Consider the following 22,419-nt stretch of genomic DNA (forward strand, 5'->3'; position numbering starts at 1 on the left):
TTTGCAGCATGATAATCGAAGTCAATCAACTTTCAGAATTAGATCATGCTGCAGAACTACTTTTAAAGTCTTTTCCTGATGATCGTGTATTTCTCTTTTACGGTCATATGGGTGCGGGAAAAACAACGTTTATAAAAGCACTTTGCAAAGCTTTGCAAGTACAAGACAACACCTCAAGTCCCACATTTTCAATTGTAAATGAATATAGCACACCACAGGGCACAATTTTTCATTTCGACTTTTACAGAATAAAAGAAGAAGAAGAGGCCTATGACTTTGGCTATGAGGATTATTTTTATTCTGGAAATTATTGTTTTATCGAATGGCCGAATAAAATCCCAAACTTACTGCCTGATGATGCAAAAACAATTGAAATTGAGATTACATCACCTACAAGTCGAAAAATAATTATAAAATAGTTGCGCCCCATGCAACCTTTCCTAAATATCTTACGTCTTCCTAATATAAACTGATTAAATTTTGGAAAACGTAAGTATAGATTCAACATGGAAAAAATGTCTCACTGGAGATAGAAAAGCTCAGTACCATCTATATCAATTTTTTTCTAAAAAAATGTTTGTTGTTTGCTTACGCTATGCAAAAGACAGCGTAGAAGCGGAGGATATACTGCAAATCGGATTTGTAAAAGTCTTCACTAAAGGACACCTGTTTTCAGAAAATGGGTCTCTCGAAGGCTGGATACGAAGAATTATGGTCAATACGGCTATTGAAATACAGCGAAAAAACAAAATTGTTTATGTAGAGTCTCTCGATAACGACATTATCCATGAAATTCCGAATAACAACGCTACCGATCAGATACATTACAAAGATTTAATGTCAATCGTTCATCAATTACCCATTGGTTACCGTACAGTCTTTAATCTCTATGCTGTAGAAGGCTATACACACAAAGAAATTGCCGAAATGCTCAACATAAGTGAGGGAAATTCAAAATCACAGTTATCAAGAGCAAGGCAGTGGCTGAAAACAAGATTATTAAAAATTGAGGCATTTACGTTATGAAAAATGAAGAAATCGACAAATTATTCCGCGATCATATTGACAAACTTGATATACAGCCTAGCGCTGATATCTGGAATAAAATAGAAGCGGATCTTGATGAACAGAAAATTGTACCAATCAAGAAAAAAATAAAGTGGTTAAAACCGCTTGTTAGCATCGCCGCGACCCTCATTTGTATTGGGATTTTTAGTCTATTGGTCATGAAGCAGTCAGCAAGCACCGTGGAAACCACAAACATTGTTAATCGGAAAAAAGATACAGCTACCCAAAAAGAACAAAAGGAGCCAGTAGAAGATTTGATAGAAACTAAAGAAGAGCCTGTCCGATTTGCCGTCAAAACTGTACCCGAAAAAACTCAGGATACGCAAACTGATTATCAAATAAAATCAATGCCACCGAAAATTGCACAGATCAATGAAGCGGTAGCGCTTAAAAAACTAAAAATAACAGCAGAACAACCGATGCTAGTAGTTGTGGATTCACAAGCACAAATAGCACATGCAATGGAATACATCCCGATCAAACCCATTATTGAAAACCCGGACGAAGAAGAAAGTATGATGGCTTCAACCAGCGAAAGCAAACAGAATGTTGTTACTAAGGTGCTCAACATTTTGAGCAAAACCATCAATCAAGGGAATGGTTCAGAAGTTCAGTTCAGCAATGATGACGAGGGAACATTACAGATTGATCTACTTAATAGTTTCGTTAAAAATAAAAAAAGAAAAAAGTAAAACCTAAATAAACTCTTTCCATATGAAAAAATATTTTCTATCGTTCGCAATCATCGGTATCCTAACATCCTGCCTTCTAGTAAAAGCATATGCACAACAGGACAGCACTAAAAAAATTAATATTTCAACAAGCATTTTAGGCAAAGAAGACAGTGATAAAATTGATGACAAAAACACACCTGCTGTTTCAAAATATCCAAAAATATTTGGTGGCATCACTTTTTCTCGCATAGATTGGGGATTTTCAAGGTTAATTAATGATGGTAGCTTTACATTAAATGAGAATAACGAATTTTTAGAATATAAAAAAGCTTCAAACTTTGGTTTCGATATTGCTCAATTTGGCCTTAGGTTCAATGATCGATTCAAAACGTATATATCGACAGGTTTTGAATGGAACTATCTGAGGTTGAAACATAATGTTTTGCTGGATCAGGACGCTACTCCTTTGGACTATTCCTACCCGGATGACATCACTTACAAGAAGAATGTATTTACATCAACATACCTACGTGTTCCGTTAACATTTGAGTTCAGAAGTAAAAGGTTTAAAAATGGTGAGCGTGCGAAACTTGCTGTCGGCGCAATGACCGGAATTTTAATAAAAGGTAGTCAACGTTTAAAAAGTAATGAACAAGGCAGCCAAAAATTTAAAGATAATTACAATTTGGCCAGCTTCCAGTATGGTGCCTTTGCGCGGCTCGGATATGATTCAATGGGCGTTTTTGTCAAATATTATTTCAATGATATGTTCGAAAATAGTCCTGATCAACAGGGTTTAAATAATTTTACTTTTGGCCTGACGCTAGGTTTTTAGGGTAGAATAATATTAAAATGCTTAATTTTAAGCCGAATTATAACATTCGGCTTTTTTTATTTTGCAAAATATGTCACAATCTTCTTGTCAGTATGTTCCCTTTGATAAAGAGGTCCTTGGACTTCCTTACATCCATCTTGAAAATCTTAGTTTTTCATTTTCAGAAAATTCGGAAAGTTTAGCCGTACAGCAAGCAAATATAGGAATCCAAGAAGGTAAAATCACGGCTATTATCGGAGAATCCGGCAGTGGGAAAAGCACATTACTTCGTCTCATCTATGGTCTATTAGAGCCATTAACCGGTGAAGTTCGTTACAAAGGCTGGTTAGTTCCGACAAGAAAAGATAAACTAATCCCAGGGCATCAAGACATGAAGTTGGTTTCCCAGGGTTTTGATGACTTAAACACATTTGCCAATGTTTGGGATAATGTCGCGTCCCAATTGCCAAATACAAATATCGAAGCCAAACAAACAAAAACTGCTGCAATCCTAAAAAGACTGCGAATTGATCATCTTGCAAAGAAAAGAATTGCTGACATCAGCGGTGGAGAAAAACAACGTGTTGCGATCTGCAGAGCATTGGTAAATGATCCACAAGTACTATTGATGGACGAACCCTTCAATCAGGTTGATGCCTCTTTCCGAGACACATTGCAACAAGACATCAAACAAATTGTGGTCGAGACAGGCCTTACGATTATACTTGTTTCCCATGATCCGACAGAAGTATTGGCACTGGCCGACGATCTTATTGTAATGAAAGATGGTAAGATATTGGATCAAGGCCATCCACGGGAACTTTACGAAAGACCAACTAATCCATACACAGCACTTTTATTAGCTAAAAGCAATATTCTGAGTAGCACAGATGCGAAATTGCTTCAAATACAAAGTGATACAACCGTCATCATTCATCAAGAATGGGTATCTATAACGGCATCGGAGACAACGCATGATTTCACATTAACCGATATCCGCTTTAGAGGTTTTTATTATGAATTAGTAATTACAAATCATGCCTTACAACTACATGCCATCAGTACGACTCCTGTTTCAATCCAAATAGGACAACCTGTAACCGTCAAGATCGCGCAATATATCAGTCTTTAAGTAAAAGACGATCAATAAGAGCAATCAATTGATCAAACTCTTTTTTCTCATACCCAAGGGACTGGTAAATAACATTGCCCTGGGCATCGAGTACGACATTGCGTGGAATACCTTGGTCTGCAAATAAACCAAATACATTTCTTTTCAAGTCTGGATAAAATGGTAGGGAATATTTGTGTTCGGCAACAAAGGGATCAATTTTATTCCAATCCTGCTCACGCGCCAGTACCATTAATTCAAATTTGGGGTTATCTTTATATTTTTCCCATATTTCCTTCTGCAAGCGAGGCAATTCCTCTCGACATGGAGGGCACCAGGTTGCGAAGAAATTAAGCAACACTACTTTTCCTTTCAGATCGGAACTGGCAATAGAAGTTCCATCTTTCTTGGGAACTGCAAATGCAGGACTTGCTGCATTAAGAGGCACTTTCCATCCTCCATCAGAGGTTTGTGCTTCGGCTATTAAAAACAAAAAACTAAAAATAAGTCCTAAAATATGTTTCATTTCAATAATATGTTATAAATGATTTACCCAATCTACAAAACTATCTAACCAAGCTACTGAACTTGTCTTATTAATCAAACCAAAACCGTGTCCCCCCTCCTCATAAGTCAATAGCTTATTTTTAACATGAGCTTTATCCAGTGCTTTGATCATCACATAACTGTTTTCAATCGGAACCGCTTTATCATCCTTTGCGTGAACAAAAAATACAGGACAAAGATCTGAGGTCACATGCTGTTCAGATGAAAATTTGGCAATCTGCTCTGGAGATGGATTCTCTCCGAGAAGGTTGATTCTAGAACCATTGTGCGTAATAGCGTCAGTCATGGAGATAACGGGATAAATCAATCCGGCAAAATCGGGCGCTAAAGATAACTGTGACGGATTAGCAATGAAACCACGTTTTGAACTGATCAGCAAAGTAGATGCAAGGTGCCCTCCTGCTGAAAAACCGATAACTCCGACTTTATGCAATAAAGGAAAACCACTGCGGATGTACTGCATGGCACGCTGCGCATCTTGTATTGGTCCAATGCTCTTATCGACCATGATATTGGGCGAAGGTAATCGATATTTAAGAACAAAAGCCGTAAAACCAGCTTTGTTCAACTCTTTTGCAACATCGTGTCCTTCATGATCCATAGCAATATGTGCATAGCCACCACCTGGAATAATCAACACACCCATACCCTTATCTAAAGCGGCACTTGGCTTGTAAACAAATATTTCTGGAATATTTCGATTGTATCTGGCCGTATCTGTATTGATAGAATTTGGGATCTTGTCATTATATAAGACAAACTTTTCTTGCGCTGTTGCTTGAAAAACAACTGAAAAAAGAATAATCATTAAAGTAAGTTTCATGAATTACAAATTGGTCACTATAATTAAATCCAGATCTTTGGCTGTCATTTCAAATTTTGAAGCAATATCCTTATTGGTCAATATTCCCTGGTATAAGTAGGTTGCACTTCTAATTCCTGCACTTTTCCAAATGACATTTTTGACACCTCCCTGCTCAGCAATATCAAGTAGTATTGGTGTAAAAATATTTGTTAATGCATAGGTTGCAGATCTCGCCACCCGAGAAGCAATATTAGGGACACAATAATGAATGACATCATATTTTCTAAAGGTCGGTGTATCATGTGATGTGATATTTGAAGTTTCAAAACATCCCCCTTGATCAATGCTTACATCTATAATAACAGAATTAGGTTTCATTTCTGAAACTGTTTCTTCAGAAATGACACAAGGAGTTCTCCCATTTTTTGAGCGTAAAGCACCGATGACCACGTCGCAGGTTTTCACAGCTTTGTTCAAAATTGTAGGTTGGATAATAGATGTGTATACCCGACTTCCTAGATTATTTTGGAGACGTCTTAATTTATAAATGGAATTATCAAAAACTTTCACTTGTGCACCCAGTGCAATAGCTGTCCTTGCCGCATATTCTCCAACTGTTCCGGCACCTATAATGACCATTTCTGTCGGCGGAACACCTGTAATACCTCCCAACATTAAGCCTTTACCACCAAAACTATTACTTAAATATTCAGAAGCGATTAAAGTTGAAGTAGCCCCAACAATTTCTCCCATTGCTCGGACTACTGCCAAACAGCCCCCCTCATCGCGCAGATATTCGAAAGATAAAGCAGTAATTTTTTTTTGAATAAGCGCTCTCAGAACAGGTAGCTCTAATAATGAAGGCTGCAGTGAAGACATCAATATCTGATTTTGCTTCATCATTCCAACTTCCTCAAAAGTGGGTGCGCATATTTTCACAATACAATCCGCTTGATAAACTTCCTCGGCAGATGAGACAATACGAGCACCTTGTTCACTGTAATGATGATCCAAAAAATTAGATCCTAAACCGGCACCGGTTTCCATAATAACTTCATGGCCATTTTCTACCAAAAGACCGACTGACAGTGGTGTCAAACAAATCCTTCTCTCCTGAAATGCAATTTCCTTGGGTATACCAATAAACAATCTTTTTTCCCTAGAAGCAGTCGCTGATAAAGTCTCTTGTGGCTGTATCATTGCTTGACTTGCCAATTTACTTAAGTCACTCATTTATTTTCATGCATTACTTTTTAAATTTACTACTTTTATTTAAGCTAAGCAAAAGAAATTAAGCACTTATATGCCTAGCTGTTTAGAAAAAAAGTTACATTTGTCCAACTAAGCACTAAAACAAAACTATGTTTAATAAACTTAATATTGTTCCACGTTGGATTATTTTTGTATTAGATATCTTTACGGCAATATTTGCCTTTACCTTGGCAAATATCATCTATTACAGTTTTGATTTTGCTTTCATAAATACATCTGAATTTGCGATCAGACTGATTTATGCAATGGGTGTCACAGCAACTTCCTTTTATTTATTTAAGATGCACACGGGCATTATACGCTATACCAGTGCTGTTGATTCCATTCGAATTCTTACAGCAATTGTATTCGCAGTACTTGTTTTCTTCGTTATCAAAACGGTATTACTCGCAACTGGAGATCAACACACTCTACCTGGCTCACTCATTATTTTATATGCCTTATTTTGTTTCTTATTGCTCACGACATACCGAACATTTATTAAAATATTCTTTGTTTATACAAAAAATATAAGAAGTGACAGACGCAATACGTTGATCTACGGCGCTGGCGACCTTGGTATTGCCGTTAAAAGAACGTTAGATCACGATACCCGTTCCAAAAATGCCATTGTCGGTTATCTAGATGACAATGAACAAAAAATCGGAAAAGTAATTGATGGAATTAAAATTTTTGACCCGAAGAAACTAGGACAGGTTATTATCAATCTGAACATTGAAGAGGTCATCATTGCTTCTCACAATATCCCCTTAGAATCTAAAAATGATATCATTGACATCTGCCTTGAGAAGAAGGTGACCATATTGACTTTACCTTCTGTCAAGAAAATCATGAATGGGGAGTTAAATCCAAATCAGATTCAAAAAATAAAAATTGAAGACCTCCTTGAACGAGCTCCAATAAAGATAAGCAATGACAACATTTTAAATCAGTTAAAAGGCAAGCGTGTTCTGGTAACCGGTGCTGCTGGTTCTATTGGAAGTGAAATCGCGAGGCAGTTGGGCAAATTTGAACCACAGATGATTATTTTGTGCGATCAAGCAGAATCACCTTTGCATAACTTACAGCTGGATTTACAGGACGAGTTTCCATTACAGGTTTATCATTCATTTATTGGTGACGTACGTAGTATTGACCGTATGAAGCTCATGTTTGAAACTTTCAAACCGCATTATGTTTATCATGCTGCAGCTTACAAGCATGTTCCGATGATGGAGAACCATCCTTTAGAGGCAGTACACACAAATGTTGTTGGCACTAAAAATATCGCAAATCTTGCTGTTGAATATGGTGCGGAAAAATTCGTGTTTGTGTCAACAGACAAAGCGGTAAACCCGACAAATATTATGGGTGCAACGAAAAGGATTGCTGAGATATATGTCCAATCCTTCAACCACTTTTTACAAAGTAATGAGCAAGTCAATGCTAAAACTAAGTTTATTACGACGCGCTTTGGTAATGTATTAGGCTCAAATGGATCTGTTATACCGCGTTTTCGAGATCAAATTGAAAAAGGAGGTCCCGTAACCGTTACTCATCCCGAAATAACGAGGTATTTTATGACAATTCCAGAGGCCTGCCAATTGGTATTAGAGGCTGGATCGATGGGAGAAGGTGGTGAGATTTTCGTTTTTGACATGGGCAAATCTGTTAAAATCATCGAATTAGCGAATAAAATGATCAAACTTTCTGGCTTTATTCCAAATCAAGATATCGAAATTAAGTTCACAGGTTTACGTCCCGGAGAAAAACTTTACGAGGAGCTACTGAATGATTTAGAGAACACAATGCCAACGCATCATAAAAAAATTATGATTGCAAAAGTTCGGGAAAACGATTTTCAACAGGTTAATCATCACCTTGAGAACTTAGTAACCGGTATTAAACAGCAAAATAAGCATAATGTTGTTTTAGAAATGAAAAGGATTGTGCCAGAATTTAAAAGCCAAAATTCAATCTACGAACAGATAGATAAAGAAATTGAGGCAGAGAAAGACTTAATTAATAGAGTTTAACGTTTATTATAATTACAAAAGCTTGCATATTTACCGTAAAATTGTATTTTTGCAATCTATATTTTTTCATTGAATCATAATGTCTAAAAATCAAAACCAAAATAACGCTGGACAAGCGAATAAACCTTCACAAGGTTCATCTTTTCAGGACAATCAAAAAAGCATCACTTTTATCGTCGGTGGTATTTTTGTGTTAATTATATTGTATTTTGGATATCAAAAACTTTATCTACAACCGAGAGCTGAGAAAGCAGCGAACGAAATATTTAAAGCTGAAGAATATGCTGCAATAGATTCATTACAAAATCGCGCTATTGAAGGAGACGGTTCTTTTGCAGGATTTAAAGAAATTTCAGATGAATATTCAAATACAAAATCTGCAAACATTGCAAATGCATACCTAGGTGGCTTATATTTACGTCAAGGAAAGTATAATGAAGCGATCGAAGCTTTAGAAAATTATTCGGCAACCGGAAGTCCAATTCTAGACCCATTGGTTACTGGATTGAAAGGTGACGTACATTCAGAATTGAAAGATTATAAGAAAGCAGCTGGATTTTACAAAGAAGCAGCTGATAAATCGGCGAACTCTTATACTACTCCATTATTTTTGAAAAAATTAGGTTTAGTTTACGAAGCTCAGAATGAGTTCAAGCAAGCTGAAGAAACGTATAAAAAAATAAAGACTGATTTCCCTGAAAGTCAAGAAGCAGCTATGATCGATGGTCTTATCGGCCGTGTTCAAGCGCATTTGTAGAATTGACTCAAATACATAAAAAAAAAGGTTGCCCAAAAAGGCAGCCTTTTTTTTATGCTATATATTTCTCATATGAGCTATTATGACAGCTAAAATACGGTGCAATAACATCACTCCAATTATAATTGAAATAACTACAAAGCATTTCCTGGAAACAATTCCCAATGCATAAATTTACGTTGATATGAGCGCAATTATATTGTGTTTCTAAGCAAATTTATCTAAGTTTGTTCTACATATGGCAAGTAGTATTAAAAATTTATCGGACTTTTCACACATTACAGTTGCAAACGCAAATCCTTTTAAATTTGGAATTGTTGTTGCACAATGGAATGCGGAAATAACTGGGGCTCTTTTAAATGGTGCAATTTCTGGTCTAGAAAAGCATGGAGCACAAGAAGAAAATATAAAAATCATCGAAGTACCGGGTAGTTTTGAATTAATAACGGGTGCAGATATTTTGTTACGCGATGATTCATTTGATGCAATCATTTGCTTAGGCTGTGTGATTCAAGGAGAAACACGTCATTTTGATTTCATCTGTGACGCGGTTGCCAATGGCATCAGTAACGTCGCATTAAAATACAACAAGCCTGTTATTTTTGGGGTATTGACAACTGACAATCAACAGCAAGCATTGGACAGAGCGGGTGGCAAGCATGGGAATAAAGGTGAAGAAGCAGCAATCACTGCTATTCAGATGGCACATATTAGTGCGCAGTATTAATATGTCTTTTTTTTAATTAAAAAAAACAAGAGCTCTAAACACGAGAGCCAGACAAAAGCTATTCAGATCAAAACTTGGCTAGCGAAATGCAAACAAGAATAAGATAATATTGTTATCACTATAGTATTTGATCGACTTCAGTGTCTTGTATAAGATATTGAAGTCGATTTTATCTTTTATAAAGATCTATATTTTATATAATGAAGACTATACTAAAAATTGCTTTCTTATACATCATCATGCAAATGAATGCTGTCTTGGGAATAGCACAAGAAAGTAATATACAAATGAAGCTGGAATCCTCCATAGGAGGAATTGAAAACTGGCAGAATACTAAATTTCTCTTATTCTCCTGCACAGGGAATGATAATGCGAATCTGCTTAACAGCTCTTCCGACAGATCATTATTATGGAATAGAGAAACTGGAGAATGCCGCTTTGAAGGACAATCAACAAAAAATGAGAAGCTGGTTTATTTATTCAATTTCAAACGCAAGCAGCCCCTTAAACTCTTTGTTAATGCTGTTGAGATTAAAACCATAGAGACGGCTCTGCAACGCGACATTCAGCAACAGGTCAATGAAGACCTAAAGCTCTTGTTATTGCCACTAATAACAGAATTAAAAGGTATAAACTTCACTGATATAAAAGTAAAACTTTTGAATAATGAGAAATTGTTGAGCATGTTTGTTAGCTATGATGGGAGTTTCTATGACGGTCCTATAAAAGGAAATTTACTCATCAATGAAAATACGGGTGAGATAAAAGCTTTTGAAAACACCATAAGTATGGTCAATTATCAGGTTGATCAATATAAAGATGCAGGTTCTGGCCTAAAGCTTCCAACTTCGTTTATCGCACTAAACAATAAAAAGAAAAGCTGTACATTTACAACTGTTTCTACATTCGAACACGTAGAAGCTTCAAAATTTACTGAATTATAATATGATTAACTGGATTCCTCTTAATAGTTTAGACCAACTACAGGAAATATTGGGTAGTGAGCAGGTCACTGCAATTTTTAAACACAGTACTACCTGTGGCATTAGCGGTATGGCGAAGAAAAACTTTGAACGCTTTGCTAATTTAACAGATAAGTCTTACGATGTTTATTATTTAGATTTATTAGCTTTCCGAGAAATTTCGAATCAGATTGCTTCCATTTGGCATATCGAACATCAGTCGCCGCAGCTCTTGATTATAAAAGGCAAAGCATGCCTTTTCAATGCATCGCACGGAGATATTGATTTCGATGATCTTGTCACTTATATAAAATAGAAAAAGCTACTAAGTAGCTTTTTCTATTTTATATGTATTTATTTACTTTGTCCATCATCTTCCCACCAATCTTCTTTCAAATCATCAATCTCACGACGGTCTCTTTTAGTGGGTCTGCCAGCTCCCCGATCTCGAGTTAAAATTGGAGCATGGAATGCCGATTTATAAGCGGTTGTCTCCTCTTCCGGAGTTTGATCTTCATAAAACTGTACGGCCGTCTTCGCATCAACTCTTCTTTCAAGAAGTCCTAGAACTTTTACGATCTTACGTTCGATTCCTTTTTGAACCTGATAGATATCCCCTACTTTAACAACGTAGGAAGGCTTAATATTCTGCCCGTTCAATTTTACCCGCCCAGCCTTACAGGCCTCGGTAGCCAGACTACGTGTTTTAAAAAGACGTATTGACCACAAATATTTATCGATTCGAAGTTTTTCAGTTTCTGTTGCCATTTGTACAAAAATAGTCATATTGACTTAAAATCTGCTCATTATCCATTATAAATTGAACAAATTTTAACATATTTGTCTTCAATAAAAAGAACTGATAATTTTTGAATTATAAAAGATGCCTGAACAATTAAAAAAACTTATCGAAGATGCCTGGGAGGATAGACAACTTCTAGAATATAAAGAATATGCGGAAGCAATTCGTACTGTGATCTTAAAACTTGATGCTGGTGAATTGAGAGTCGCTGAGCCAATCGGTACGAGATGGCATGTTAATGACTGGATTAAAAAAGCTGTAATCTTATACTTCCCGATCCGTGAAATGAGTGAGTCTTCTGCAGGTCCATTCGTTTACTACGATAAAATGAAATTAAAGACGAACTACAAAGAAATTGGTGTTCGTGTTGTACCTGGAGCATCTGCTCGTTTAGGTGCATATCTAGCTAAAGGTGTAATTTTGATGCCTTCGTATGTCAATATCGGAGCATATGTTGGTGAAGGCACTATGGTCGATACTTGGGCTACTGTGGGTTCTTGTGCACAGATTGGCAAAAATGTTCACTTAAGTGGCGGTGTAGGTATTGGTGGTGTATTAGAGCCGGTACAAGCTGCTCCGGTTATTATCGAAGACAATGTTTTTGTTGGTTCTAGAGCAATCGTTGTAGAAGGTATCCGTGTTGAAACTGAGGCTGTTTTAGGTGCTAATGTGGTATTAACGGCATCCACTAAAATTATTGATGTATCGGGCCCTGAGCCAGTGGAATACAAAGGTTATGTACCTGCTCGTTCGGTTGTTATCCCTGGTTCTTACACCAAAAAATTCCCTGCTGGTGAATATCAAGTTCCTTGTGCACTTATCATTGGTAAACGTAAAGAGTCTACAGACAAGAAAACATCTTTAAATGATGCTTTACGTGATCACAACGTAGCTGTATAATTTCCTAATTAAAATAAAAAATGAGTCAATTTGTAGATAGAAACGATATTAATCAAGCTTTAGAAGTTCTCAAAAATGGCGGTTTGATTTTATACCCAACAGATACGATCTGGGGTATTGGTTGCGATGCCACAAATCCTGAGGCTGTGGAGAAGGTTTTTCAGTTAAAAGGAAGAGCAAAGGAAAAAAGCCTTATTATTCTACTACATAATGACAATCAATTGGCAAGTTACGTTACTGAAATTCCAGAAGTAGCTTACCAATTGATTGAATACACAGAGAAACCATTAACTATCGTGTACTCTGGAGCTAAAAACTTAGCTCCAAATGTTATAGCAGAAGATGGTTCAATCGGAATTCGTATTGTTAATCACGACTTTTGTCAACAGCTTTTACAACGTTTTAGAAAACCGTTGGTATCTACCTCTGCGAATATTAGTGGCGAAGATTCGCCAAAATGTTTTGATGATATCTCTGAAGAGATTAAAAATCAAGTGGATTATGTTGTTCAGTTTGGACAACATACTAAAAGTGACGGGAAGTCATCAAGTGTGATGAAGTTAGATCCTAGCGGGAAGTTTGAATTTCTACGAAAATAAGATCAGTATGAAAAAATTACTATTACTTGTTGCTTTAGCCTTTGGTATTTCTTGGAACGGCCAAGCTCAACAAAAAGAAATTACTCCTGCAGAAATTGGTGTACAATATGGTAAAAAAGTGGATAAGTCTAATGCTATTACAGTTGACAAACTTGAAAAATCATTAGAAAAATCACCTAAATTCACCGGTAAAGTCACTGGAAAAGTTATTCAGGTCTGCACCAAAAAAGGGTGCTTCTTGACACTTCAAAGAACGGGTGACAAAGAGCCTATTACAGTACGCTTTACTGATTACAGTTATTTTGTACCTGCTGATTTAGTTGGTAAAAATGTGATTGTAGATGGTTATGCCAAAGTAAAAGATACGACAAACGAAATCACTTTTGTTGCTGATGGCGTATTAGTTGTTAAATAGATCGTTTAATAAATTAAAGGAGGTCATTTTCATTAACGAAAATTGACCTCTTTTTAATTTTAGCATTTATTAAATAAGCTTGATACATTTGTACAAGATGAAAATGATCAAAACTACCCCTGCGCAATCCATCAATTTAAAAGGTCGCATCATGACATTTGACCGTCCCGTCATCATGGGAATTTTAAATGTTACTCCGGACTCCTTTTTTGATGGTGGGCAAAATAATAAGAATATTGAACAAATACTGATCAAGACTCAGGCCCTTTTAGATGCTGGAGCCGACATCATTGATATCGGTGCATATTCCTCTCGACCTGGAGCCACGTTAATTACTTCACAGGAGGAACTAGATCGAGCACTACCTGCTGTCCACGCTATTTCAAACACATTTCCTGATGCGATACTTTCAATAGATACATTCCGTGCCGATGTTGCTGCGGCCTGCGTACATGCCGGCGTACATATGATCAATGACGTCTCCGGAGGTACAATTGATCCGGAAATGTTCCCGACAGTTGCAAAATTGCAAGTGCCTTATATCTTGATGCACATGCGTGGCATTCCCGAAAATATGCAACAATTAACTGCCTATCAGGATATCGTCACAGATGTCGCTACATTTTTTGGTGAGAAGATTGCTACATTAAGAAAATTGGGCGTCAAAGATATTATACTGGATCCGGGTTATGGTTTTGCAAAAACAATTGAACAAAACTACGAGTTGCTATATCGGGTAGATGAACTTCACTATTATGGGCTTCCTATACTTGGTGGTATATCCCGAAAGTCAATGATCTATAAAAAACTTGGTCTAACTCCACAAGAAGCGCTAAATGGAACAACAGTTCTCAATACACTTCTCCTGACTAAGGGTGTACAGTTACTTCGTGTGCATGATGTAAACGAAGCCAAACAGATTGTCGATCTATTATTTCAATAGTAAATTGATTAGAAAATAAAAAGGAGCCGATCAGCTCCTTTTTATTTTCTAATATCTTTTCAAAAATCTATAAAACATCCATCAGCTTTTCAAAAGCCATTCCACGGGATGCTTTCAGTAATATTGTTGCATGCGAAATCGGATTGCTCAATAAAGCGGCTTTCGCATCACTTGTTGTTTCGAAAAATTCTCCACCTACATCTTGATGCTCATAAAATGCTTTACCGACAAAGATCAAACGCGCTCCAGAAATGGTTTTCGCTAGTTCCACCACTTTTTTATGCTCATAAGAAGATTCTTCACCTAATTCAAACATATCTCCCAGTATAACAACTTTATGAGTAGCCTCAATGATACGCATATTTGTTAATGCCGCTTCCATACTCGTTGCATTAGCATTATAATAATCACAGATCACTGTATTACGATCTGTCTTTGTTATCTGAGAACGGTTATTTGTTGGTTTATATTCTGAAATAGCGTTATTAATAAGGGTAAGAGGCACATGAAAATAATGTCCAAGAGCTATCGCTGCCAAAAAATTCTCCGTATTATAAGAACCTGCTAACTGCGTATCGGCATGAAAGATCTCTTCAGATTGTTGAAGATGCCATTCAATCTGTAATAATGGATCTGCTTTAATCAGCCTTCCAATAATAGCATTTGACTCGGAAAAACCATATTTAACTACTTTATTAATATGCCGTTGCTCTGCCATTTCTTTAAGAAAAGGATTATCTCCCTGTAAAAATAACGTTCCTTGATTAGCTTCCAACCAGTCATAGAGTTCACCTTTTGTTTTCTTTACCCCTTCAAAGGAACCAAATCCCTCTAAGTGTGCTTTACCTACATTTGAAATCAGACCATGAGTGGGTTCGGCAATCCTGCATAAAAAATCAATTTCACCAATATGATTAGCTCCCATTTCGATGATTGCAATTTCAATATCATCGTCTATCGCCAACAAAGTCAATGGAACACCAATATGATTATTTAAATTTCCTTTTGTAGCATAAGTTTTATATTTTTTGGACAGAACGGCATGCAGCAACTCTTTCGTCGTTGTCTTACCATTAGTGCCCGTTACACCAATAAAAGGAATATTCAATTGTTTACGATGAACATGTGCTAACGCTTGGAGAGTTTCTAAAGCATCTTCTACAAGTATAAATCGATCATCTTTTTTATATTTCTCTTCGTCAATGACGACATAAGCGGCACCCGAAATCAAGGCTTGCTCCGCAAATTCATTTCCATTGAAATTTGATCCCTTTAAAGCAAAAAAAATCGAATCAGGTAGAATATTTCGTGTATCCGTGGATACACTGGGGTGTTGTTTGAATAAGTTATACAGTGCTTGCAGTTCCATTCTTAAAAACTTTTACTTGATTACCTCAATAGTAGCAATCATCAAACAAATATAATAATTTAGAGTTCTATAAATAAGCACAAAAATTTCAAATAATCCTTAATCCCAATCAACGTAGGCTATTGAGCTAATTGCAGCATAAACATGCGCATACTCAAAAGATGGAGATCCAAATAATTACATATATGAGTATTGTGGGACTATTTTGGAAATTAATGGGAATGTCAACTGATTCCTTATAATTTATGCTGATATAACAGTGAAAATGAGGATGTACGAAATGATCCAGATGGATTGACACAATTATAGTACGCAACCGTAAGACAACAGCTGATCATGCTTCCTGTTTTTACCATTAGGCACAAAATGCTGGTATAAATCTAATCAATCTCTGAAAACGTTTGCGTAAAAATAAGATGCTGATTTTGCTCTACCTATTATTATAAGCATTAACTTTAAAATATATCTATTATAATTCTTCGACACATACAGCACTGATCCAGTTGCATAAAGATGATCATATAGATTCATAAAGTTACAGTAACAACAAACTTATATTTCTATTATCAAAATAGAAAGAATAGAGTAAACCAAATATGAACAATAATAAACCAACAAAGTACCGCTGGAGTGTTTGTGCTCTCCTATTTTTTGCCACCACTATAAATTATTTAGATAGACAAGTCTTATCCTTAACATGGAAAGATTTTATAAGCCCTGAATTTCATTGGACAAACAATGACTACGGTAATATAACAGCACTTTTCTCAATCTTTTATGCCGTAAGTATGCTCTTTGCAGGTCGGTTTGTCGATTGGATGGATACAAAAAAAGGCTTTCTTTGGGCGATCGGCATTTGGTCAGTTGGTGCTATTATTCATGCTTTTTGTGGTATCGCTACTGCGGGCCAGTTAACAGGTAACTGGTTTCTAAATTTTGAGGAGTCTAAAGCAGTAATTGGAACAATTAATGATGTCGGTTTAGTAATCAGTACGAGTGTTACCCTATTTATTTTTGCCCGCTTTGTATTAGCAATAGGTGAAGCTGGAAACTTTCCTGCCGCCATAAAGGCAACTGCAGAGTACTTTCCAAAAAAGGACCGGGCTTTAGCGACCAGTATATTTAATGCCGGTGCGACTATTGGTGCACTGGTGGCTCCCATCACGATCCCAACCATTGCAAAGTATTATGGATGGGAAATGTCTTTTATTATTATTGGTGCTTTGGGTTTTGTATGGATGGGATTTTGGGTATTCATGTACAAAAAACCAGAAGAGCACCCTAAGGTTAATGAAAGTGAGCTGCGCTATATTCTACAGGATTCAGCTCATCATACCGAAGAACAAAAATCTAATGAGAAATTAAAAGTATCTTTTTTGGAGTGTTTTAAACATAGACAAACTTGGGCTTTTGCCTTTGGAAAATTTATGACAGACGGTGTCTGGTGGTTTTTCCTATTTTGGATGCCTGCCTATTTAAGTGCTGTTTATAATATAAAATCATCTGATACAGAAGGACAATTAGCAATTTTTGTTTTATACATCATTACTTTATTCTCAATCTACGGAGGTTATCTTCCGACCCTATTTGTCGAAAAAAAGGGCATGAATCCGTATGAAGGTCGAATGAAAGCGATGTTAATTTTCGCATTTATTCCTTTGATCGTTTTATTTGCACAGCCCTTAGGTTATATCTCCTATTGGGTTCCTGTCATTTTTATTGGAATTGCTGGTGCTGCACACCAATCCTGGTCTGCAAATATCTTTTCTACTGTTGGAGACATGTTTCCGAAAAAAGCTATTGCCACTATTACCGGTATCGGAGGATTAGCAGGAGGCTTAGGAGCCTTTATTATTAATAAAATATCAGGTGTTCTTTTTGACTATGCTAAAGAAACTCAACTGAAATTCATGGGATTTGAAGGTGAACCAGCTGGATATTTCATTATCTTCTCATTTTGTGCGGTCGCTTATCTTATTGCGTGGGCAGGAATGAAAGCATTAGTTCCTAAAATGAAAATTGTAGAATTATAACAAATAACACAAACAGTGGAATCAACCTTGAGAGATACTCCGTAAATTCAATATTAGCATATTATTTACAGGAGGGATAGAATATCCCTCCTGTATTTTTTTCAATCTGAAATAAGTCTACCAACACGAACTCCCTACATATCTTAAATTGACCATGTATCAAGCACACATCAGCTCATTAATTTTCTCTCAAAATAGCAGCAAGCCATCTTATATTTACCCTAACTTATATTTAATAGCGAGATAGAATAGTGAGATTATCCGAATACTGTTGTAAACAGGTATCATCTGAGTGATGATATTGCAAAAAAAACCGCAAGTATTTTCATACTTACGGTCAACATATTACATAAACATTGAAACTATCTATTATTGGGCACGCTGTTTTTCTTCATTATCTGTGCTCTTCTTCTTACTCACATTTTTCAAATTTCCAAACTTATAAGAGTAGGTTAAACGTGCCACTCTTCGGTCCTGATTCTGTCGAATCTTTGTATTGAAAGATGAGAAATTCGTTGATAGGTTTTGATTACTTGTATTAAAGACATCGGAGACTGCGAGTTTAAGCGAACTTCTTTTGTCTTTAAAGTTTTTAGTAAAGCCAATTTGTGCATCCCAACGACTTTCCAATTTATAAATGTTATAAGTAAAAGGTGAAAAGTAGCGTAGATTCATCTCTGCAGACAATGAAGGTGACAGCTTAAATGTACTCATTGAATTCACCTGAAAAAGGAAACTTGAATTGTTAACCACCGCTCCTGCAATAGCTCCATCAAAATTCATATATACAGCCGTGATATTGTTGTAGGAAGACCAGAACTTTGCAATCTGAACTGGCATACTTAAATTCAAAAATGCCGAATTATTTTTCCCTAGATTTTCACGCGTTACCCAAGTTGTTTTCTTAATTGAATCTTGGCCCATACTTTCCACGATAGCATCGGTCTGCGCATTGTAACCTAATGTAACCGTATATTTCTTATATAAAGTATAATTCAAATTCAACTCATTTGCATACTGTGGATTTAAGTAAGGATTACCACGCTCAGAAGTGTACTTATCGATAAAGTAATCAAAAGGATTAAGTTGACGATAATTAGGTCTTGTGATTTTACGTGAATATCCCAAAGAGAAAATATGGTTTTCATGCGCATCGTAACTCAAATTAGCTGATGGGAATAGATCAAAGTAATTACGTTTAACCTGTTTATTTTCTGTAATGGAGTGTCCATCAGACAGGGTATATTCCCCTCTTAAACCGGCCTTAATACCCCATTTACCGATCTGGTTATCATAATCAAAGTAACCTGCGGCAATTTGCTCTTTATAAACAAAATGATTTGATCTATTGACGATATTTGTCCAGACATTATCCAGTTGCTCTTCAAACAGAAGATTATTATCAGATTTCACATTTGAATACTTCACGCCGGTTTCTATATTCGAGGTTTTATTCAGCGGTTGATTATAATCCAGTTTTGCGACGTATATATCAATTCCTATTGGCATCTCACTTCGCAATAGTTCTGGATCACGTATCAATTGATCGTTTTGATTAAACAATCTATTATCATAATCAGCCTTTTTACTATTTTTGAATTTACTCCAATCTAAATCCAGTACCAATTTTTTACCTGTCGAGTCGATCTTAAACTCATTATTGAAATTAAGTGAATAACGATTAAAACCCTCTTTGAACTGTGTCATAGAGATCAACGTCGAATCAATTGTCGTTAAAGGTCCAATGAGAGATTTACTATCGTTATCATTAAGCTCCACATTATTGCTTCCGTTAAATTGTAAAGACATCACATTCCGATCGGAAGTTTTCTGCTCTATGCCAAATTTGTATGTATGCGTACGATCTTTAATATGCAGATTTGATTTTTGATCAAATAAAGTCTCGATGCCGTCATTAGAAATGATACGCTCTATATTTAGTCTGTTGACATATTTATCATCACTATAAGAATAAGATCCAAAATAGGTTGTATTATTCTTTTTGTAATTTAAAGATAAGGCCGAATTACCTCTAAACTTCTGTCCTAATCCTGCTGTGGCAGAGAAATTACCATTAAATCCCTCCATCTTATTTTTTTTCATCACGATATTGATCGTTCCCACAGCACCTTCTGCATCGTCCCTCGCACTACGTGATTTGATTACTTCAACAGATTTGATCTGATTTCCATCAGTACTTTTCAAAAGCGTAGTCAATTGTTCTCCAGTCATATAAGTTTGTCGGCCGTCGATAGTAACCTTTACTCCAGACTGCCCCATTAACTGCAGATTATTGTCGTTGTCCAAACTAACTCCAGGAGCGCGCTGTACGATATCGAGTCCATTATTACCCGCAGCTAAAGGCGAATTCTCGACATTTAAAATCAATTTCCCTTGTTTATTTTCGACTAATGGCCTCTTGCCTTCGATCGTCACCTCAGCTAAGGCATTTGTACTGGGACTCAATTTCAAATCTGCAAGCTGTTGCTGTGTTTTATTAAAAGCAATAACTGCAGATCGGGATACACTGTACCCGATCATTCTTGCTTCCACATAATAAGATCCTGCAGCAACATTTTCAAAAGCATATTGCCCATCTTCTTTCGTAATTGCTGTTTTTAAGATAATATCATTAGTACTATTGATCAGATAGGCTGTAACTGCGCCCATAGGTTCATTTTTTTCATTTACGATCTTACCCGATATTCCAATAGCAGCCCAAAGCAGTTGGCTACTGATTGCAAATAAGATTGTTAATATTAGTTTCATTTTCATTGTATTGTTTAGGTTGTTATATTCAAAATAGGTGTAATGAATAATTAGTATGCGGTTATCGTATAATGTTACAGTTTGCGAGTTTTATTAAAATAATAGGTGCTTAGCACCTATTATTTATTTTTTCTTTCCTTTTGTTTCAACCACCACACCAGTAGGAGAAATACTGATAATGGTATCTTTTCTGATAACTGCTGTGTCTACAGTTATCACATTTTCGTCCGTCACATCATCCGATTCAGTTTCAGGTTCAGATTTTTCAGGAAGAGCACATTTCAAACCCAAATTTGTCATCACCCATTCCGTTTCTTTGATATCATGATTTTCATAACGATCATAGCATTCCCAGTAAGATATATCGGCATAATTGCGCTCTAAATCCCTGTTCAGCATTACTTTTGCACCAACAGGAAGGTAGATCGTAACATTCACTTTTTGATCTCTATATAATTCTTTCTCACCTAATTTAAAGTGGCTATCAAAAATAATGTTCGCGCTATCCTGAACGGCTTTATAATTGATTGCAGACGCACGTTTAGTTGCCAAATTATAATTAGCTCCTTTTGCCGAATACTCATATTTGATATAAGGCATTTGCGTTGAATCTACCCTTTCAAATCGAATTCGGATATCATCCTGAAGATATTCGGATAAGTTAGTACCTCTGATTTTTAGATTTGAACGGCCGTGATCTCCATTTATTTTGATGACACGAACATCACGGGCATTGATACGATAGATTGATCTTGGAGCCAAAGGTTTTTCTTCTACGATCATACTTTCTTCTCTAAAATCTTTAGCCACCGAACCTGCATAATAAATAATGCTACCTAAAGAAATTAACCAGACTAGAAATAAAGAAGTCGTTAAGTAATTATTCATCGGCTTGCGGTCAAACAACAAGCGAATAATGAGGTAAAATAAACCTGCAAATGGAATTGCAATTGCCAAGAATGCTGCCGTTAATGCCCATGGAGCCTGCTGAGGATCGATCAAATTTAACGGTTCAATAATCCCTCGGTCCGTTACGCCTGCTATACCCAAGCTAAAAAAGATCAAGGCAATTAACAGCGATATTAAGCTTAAGCCTATTGAAAAAGCAACGATCAGACCGATCACTTTTGCAAAGATTTTAATGATCTCTCCAAATGCTGTTCCAGCATTTTCTACACCTCTATTGAATGTGTTGCCGGCACCAGAGAAATTCTCTTTTAGACCGCTCAATTCCTCTTCAAAACTTCGTTTAAAATTCTGGATATTAGGCGACTCTCCGCGCATTTCCATACGATCTGCTCTGGTAATTGCGATTGGCATTACAATCCACAAGATAATATACACCAGAAATCCTGAACCGAAGATTACAACGAATAACACAAATAAAAGTCTAATCCATCGAGCCTCTATGCCAAAATAATGTCCCAGACCACTACACACACCACTGATTACCTTATCTTCTGGATCACGCATCAACTTTTTACCCGTACGAAAAGTGCTGTATGCCTGATTTGTTTTTTGATCTGAATACTGTTGATCCGTATCGTTGATCTCAAAATCACTCACACTTCCCATCTGTGCGATGACGGCATTGACATCATCCATATTCAGTACTTCTTTGATTCCAAGTTGAATCTTCTCTGTAAACATCTCTGCAATACGATTTTCGATATCTTCCAAAATCTCTTTGCTGTCTTCCGAACTTCCGAAATGCTTTTTAATATCAATCATATAATTGCGCAACACATCATATGCGTCCTCTTCTATATGAAAAACGATACTATTTATATTGATAATTATAGTCTTGTTCATGGTAT

The 22,419-nt window shown here is 36.3% G+C and carries 22 protein-coding genes; 15 read left to right on the forward strand and 7 right to left on the reverse strand.

Annotated elements, in window-relative coordinates; genetic code table 11:
- The first annotated feature begins 8 nt into the window (after nt 1–8).
- The 5 genes from tsaE (at nt 9) to HCX49_RS19470 (ending at nt 3,688) form a co-directional block, all read left to right on the forward strand.
- On the forward strand, nt 9–419 hold the full coding sequence (gene tsaE, locus HCX49_RS19450; RefSeq protein ID WP_021191868.1) for a tRNA (adenosine(37)-N6)-threonylcarbamoyltransferase complex ATPase subunit type 1 TsaE: 411 nt from the start codon (nt 9–11) through the stop codon (nt 417–419).
- A 154-nt stretch (nt 420–573) separates the two neighbouring features.
- Complete coding sequence (locus HCX49_RS19455; protein ID WP_231577178.1) at nt 574–1,026, forward strand: sigma-70 family RNA polymerase sigma factor; 453 nt, start codon at nt 574–576, stop codon at nt 1,024–1,026.
- Nucleotides 1,023–1,760, forward strand: a complete 738-nt coding sequence (locus tag HCX49_RS19460) for a hypothetical protein (protein WP_132771623.1) — start codon at nt 1,023–1,025, stop codon at nt 1,758–1,760. The genes HCX49_RS19455 and HCX49_RS19460 overlap by 4 nt, the downstream gene beginning before the upstream one ends.
- Nucleotides 1,761–1,782: 22 nt before the next feature.
- Nucleotides 1,783–2,577, forward strand: coding sequence for an outer membrane beta-barrel protein (locus HCX49_RS19465; protein WP_021191871.1), 795 nt, complete (start codon nt 1,783–1,785; stop codon nt 2,575–2,577).
- Nucleotides 2,578–2,647: 70 nt separating this feature from the next.
- Complete coding sequence (locus HCX49_RS19470; protein ID WP_183916349.1) at nt 2,648–3,688, forward strand: ABC transporter ATP-binding protein; 1,041 nt, start codon at nt 2,648–2,650, stop codon at nt 3,686–3,688.
- Here HCX49_RS19470 and HCX49_RS19475 read toward each other — a convergent pair.
- The 3 genes from HCX49_RS19475 to HCX49_RS19485 are packed head-to-tail and all read right to left on the reverse strand — an operon-like array spanning nt 3,678 to nt 6,272.
- The gene (locus tag HCX49_RS19475; RefSeq protein ID WP_168127923.1) at nt 3,678–4,193 is read right to left on the reverse strand and encodes a TlpA family protein disulfide reductase; all 516 of its coding nucleotides are present in this window, start codon (nt 4,191–4,193) and stop codon (nt 3,678–3,680) included. The genes HCX49_RS19470 and HCX49_RS19475 overlap by 11 nt on opposite strands.
- A gap of 12 nt (nt 4,194–4,205) precedes the next feature.
- Nucleotides 4,206–5,057 carry an alpha/beta hydrolase gene (locus tag HCX49_RS19480; RefSeq protein ID WP_168127924.1) on the reverse strand — a complete coding sequence of 284 codons (852 nt, stop codon included), beginning with the start codon at nt 5,055–5,057 and terminating at the stop codon, nt 4,206–4,208.
- Nucleotides 5,058–5,060: 3 nt separating this feature from the next.
- Complete coding sequence (locus tag HCX49_RS19485; RefSeq protein WP_021191874.1) at nt 5,061–6,272, reverse strand: alanine dehydrogenase; 1,212 nt, start codon at nt 6,270–6,272, stop codon at nt 5,061–5,063.
- A 128-nt stretch (nt 6,273–6,400) separates the two neighbouring features.
- On the opposite strand from HCX49_RS19485, the gene HCX49_RS19490 reads away from it, so the two are divergent.
- The 5 genes from HCX49_RS19490 to ytxJ all read left to right on the forward strand — a co-directional run bounded on the left by HCX49_RS19490 (nt 6,401) and on the right by ytxJ (nt 11,088).
- A complete protein-coding gene (locus tag HCX49_RS19490; protein ID WP_168127925.1) occupies nt 6,401–8,326 on the forward strand; it encodes a polysaccharide biosynthesis protein in 1,926 nt (641 codons plus the stop codon).
- Nucleotides 8,327–8,405: 79 nt separating this feature from the next.
- Nucleotides 8,406–9,083: a tetratricopeptide repeat protein gene (locus tag HCX49_RS19495; protein ID WP_132771628.1), complete on the forward strand. Its 678-nt coding sequence runs from the start codon at nt 8,406–8,408 to the stop codon at nt 9,081–9,083.
- A gap of 238 nt (nt 9,084–9,321) precedes the next feature.
- Complete coding sequence (gene ribH, locus HCX49_RS19500; protein WP_021191877.1) at nt 9,322–9,810, forward strand: 6,7-dimethyl-8-ribityllumazine synthase; 489 nt, start codon at nt 9,322–9,324, stop codon at nt 9,808–9,810.
- A 200-nt stretch (nt 9,811–10,010) separates the two neighbouring features.
- Entirely contained in the window at nt 10,011–10,754 is a 744-nt protein-coding gene (locus HCX49_RS19505; protein WP_132771629.1) for a hypothetical protein, read from the forward strand.
- Nucleotide 10,755: 1 nt separating this feature from the next.
- Nucleotides 10,756–11,088, forward strand: coding sequence for a bacillithiol system redox-active protein YtxJ (ytxJ, locus tag HCX49_RS19510; protein WP_132771630.1), 333 nt, complete (start codon nt 10,756–10,758; stop codon nt 11,086–11,088).
- Nucleotides 11,089–11,126: 38 nt separating this feature from the next.
- Here the strand turns inward: ytxJ and HCX49_RS19515 are convergent, their stop codons facing one another.
- Nucleotides 11,127–11,540 (reverse strand): RNA-binding S4 domain-containing protein, encoded by a 414-nt coding sequence (locus HCX49_RS19515; RefSeq protein WP_021191880.1) that lies wholly within the window; start codon nt 11,538–11,540, stop codon nt 11,127–11,129.
- A gap of 115 nt (nt 11,541–11,655) precedes the next feature.
- Here HCX49_RS19515 and HCX49_RS19520 point away from each other — a divergent pair, with 115 nt between their 5' ends.
- From HCX49_RS19520 to folP, 4 genes are all read left to right on the forward strand, one after another.
- On the forward strand, nt 11,656–12,474 hold the full coding sequence (locus tag HCX49_RS19520) for a 2,3,4,5-tetrahydropyridine-2,6-dicarboxylate N-succinyltransferase (protein ID WP_132771631.1): 819 nt from the start codon (nt 11,656–11,658) through the stop codon (nt 12,472–12,474).
- A 20-nt stretch (nt 12,475–12,494) separates the two neighbouring features.
- A complete protein-coding gene (locus tag HCX49_RS19525) occupies nt 12,495–13,073 on the forward strand; it encodes an L-threonylcarbamoyladenylate synthase (protein WP_132771632.1) in 579 nt (192 codons plus the stop codon).
- Nucleotides 13,074–13,080: 7 nt separating this feature from the next.
- Nucleotides 13,081–13,488 (forward strand): DUF4920 domain-containing protein, encoded by a 408-nt coding sequence (locus HCX49_RS19530; RefSeq protein ID WP_132771633.1) that lies wholly within the window; start codon nt 13,081–13,083, stop codon nt 13,486–13,488.
- Between the two features lie 97 nt (nt 13,489–13,585).
- Nucleotides 13,586–14,431, forward strand: a complete 846-nt coding sequence (folP, locus tag HCX49_RS19535; protein ID WP_132771634.1) for a dihydropteroate synthase — start codon at nt 13,586–13,588, stop codon at nt 14,429–14,431.
- 67 nt (nt 14,432–14,498) lie between these two features.
- Here the strand turns inward: folP and HCX49_RS19540 are convergent, their stop codons facing one another.
- Nucleotides 14,499–15,800: a UDP-N-acetylmuramoyl-tripeptide--D-alanyl-D-alanine ligase gene (locus tag HCX49_RS19540; RefSeq protein WP_132771635.1), complete on the reverse strand. Its 1,302-nt coding sequence runs from the start codon at nt 15,798–15,800 to the stop codon at nt 14,499–14,501.
- 596 nt (nt 15,801–16,396) lie between these two features.
- Here HCX49_RS19540 and HCX49_RS19545 point away from each other — a divergent pair.
- On the forward strand, nt 16,397–17,833 hold the full coding sequence (locus HCX49_RS19545) for an MFS transporter (protein WP_132771636.1): 1,437 nt from the start codon (nt 16,397–16,399) through the stop codon (nt 17,831–17,833).
- 369 nt (nt 17,834–18,202) lie between these two features.
- On the opposite strand, the gene HCX49_RS19550 is transcribed toward HCX49_RS19545, so the two are convergent.
- Both HCX49_RS19550 and HCX49_RS19555 read right to left on the reverse strand, forming a co-directional pair.
- Nucleotides 18,203–20,602: a TonB-dependent receptor domain-containing protein gene (locus HCX49_RS19550; RefSeq protein WP_237682854.1), complete on the reverse strand. Its 2,400-nt coding sequence runs from the start codon at nt 20,600–20,602 to the stop codon at nt 18,203–18,205.
- Nucleotides 20,603–20,725: 123 nt separating this feature from the next.
- Nucleotides 20,726–22,414, reverse strand: coding sequence for a PspC domain-containing protein (locus HCX49_RS19555; RefSeq protein WP_132771638.1), 1,689 nt, complete (start codon nt 22,412–22,414; stop codon nt 20,726–20,728).
- Between the last annotated feature and the right edge of the window lie 5 nt (nt 22,415–22,419).

The sequence above is a fragment of the Sphingobacterium sp. B16(2022) genome (assembly GCF_012030425.1).
GTDB lineage: Bacteria > Bacteroidota > Bacteroidia > Sphingobacteriales > Sphingobacteriaceae > Sphingobacterium > Sphingobacterium anhuiense.

What these genes read in the sequence shown, in the direction of transcription:
- folP (WP_132771634.1), top strand. Translation starts at nt 13,586, where the DNA reads ATGAAAATGATCAAAACTACCCCTGCGCAATCCATCAATTTAAAAGGT.
- HCX49_RS19515 (WP_021191880.1), bottom strand. Translation starts at nt 11,540, where the DNA reads ATGGCAACAGAAACTGAAAAACTTCGAATCGATAAATATTTGTGGTCA.
- HCX49_RS19490 (WP_168127925.1), top strand. Translation starts at nt 6,401, where the DNA reads ATGTTTAATAAACTTAATATTGTTCCACGTTGGATTATTTTTGTATTA.
- HCX49_RS19530 (WP_132771633.1), top strand. Translation starts at nt 13,081, where the DNA reads ATGAAAAAATTACTATTACTTGTTGCTTTAGCCTTTGGTATTTCTTGG.
- HCX49_RS19460 (WP_132771623.1), top strand. Translation starts at nt 1,023, where the DNA reads ATGAAAAATGAAGAAATCGACAAATTATTCCGCGATCATATTGACAAA.
- HCX49_RS19555 (WP_132771638.1), bottom strand. Translation starts at nt 22,414, where the DNA reads ATGAACAAGACTATAATTATCAATATAAATAGTATCGTTTTTCATATA.
- HCX49_RS19465 (WP_021191871.1), top strand. Translation starts at nt 1,783, where the DNA reads ATGAAAAAATATTTTCTATCGTTCGCAATCATCGGTATCCTAACATCC.
- ribH (WP_021191877.1), top strand. Translation starts at nt 9,322, where the DNA reads ATGGCAAGTAGTATTAAAAATTTATCGGACTTTTCACACATTACAGTT.
- ytxJ (WP_132771630.1), top strand. Translation starts at nt 10,756, where the DNA reads ATGATTAACTGGATTCCTCTTAATAGTTTAGACCAACTACAGGAAATA.
- HCX49_RS19475 (WP_168127923.1), bottom strand. Translation starts at nt 4,193, where the DNA reads ATGAAACATATTTTAGGACTTATTTTTAGTTTTTTGTTTTTAATAGCC.
- HCX49_RS19520 (WP_132771631.1), top strand. Translation starts at nt 11,656, where the DNA reads ATGCCTGAACAATTAAAAAAACTTATCGAAGATGCCTGGGAGGATAGA.
- HCX49_RS19480 (WP_168127924.1), bottom strand. Translation starts at nt 5,057, where the DNA reads ATGAAACTTACTTTAATGATTATTCTTTTTTCAGTTGTTTTTCAAGCA.
- HCX49_RS19525 (WP_132771632.1), top strand. Translation starts at nt 12,495, where the DNA reads ATGAGTCAATTTGTAGATAGAAACGATATTAATCAAGCTTTAGAAGTT.
- HCX49_RS19470 (WP_183916349.1), top strand. Translation starts at nt 2,648, where the DNA reads ATGTCACAATCTTCTTGTCAGTATGTTCCCTTTGATAAAGAGGTCCTT.
- HCX49_RS19545 (WP_132771636.1), top strand. Translation starts at nt 16,397, where the DNA reads ATGAACAATAATAAACCAACAAAGTACCGCTGGAGTGTTTGTGCTCTC.
- HCX49_RS19540 (WP_132771635.1), bottom strand. Translation starts at nt 15,800, where the DNA reads ATGGAACTGCAAGCACTGTATAACTTATTCAAACAACACCCCAGTGTA.
- HCX49_RS19505 (WP_132771629.1), top strand. Translation starts at nt 10,011, where the DNA reads ATGAAGACTATACTAAAAATTGCTTTCTTATACATCATCATGCAAATG.
- tsaE (WP_021191868.1), top strand. Translation starts at nt 9, where the DNA reads ATGATAATCGAAGTCAATCAACTTTCAGAATTAGATCATGCTGCAGAA.
- HCX49_RS19495 (WP_132771628.1), top strand. Translation starts at nt 8,406, where the DNA reads ATGTCTAAAAATCAAAACCAAAATAACGCTGGACAAGCGAATAAACCT.
- HCX49_RS19455 (WP_231577178.1), top strand. Translation starts at nt 574, where the DNA reads ATGTTTGTTGTTTGCTTACGCTATGCAAAAGACAGCGTAGAAGCGGAG.
- HCX49_RS19550 (WP_237682854.1), bottom strand. Translation starts at nt 20,602, where the DNA reads ATGAAACTAATATTAACAATCTTATTTGCAATCAGTAGCCAACTGCTT.
- HCX49_RS19485 (WP_021191874.1), bottom strand. Translation starts at nt 6,272, where the DNA reads ATGAGTGACTTAAGTAAATTGGCAAGTCAAGCAATGATACAGCCACAA.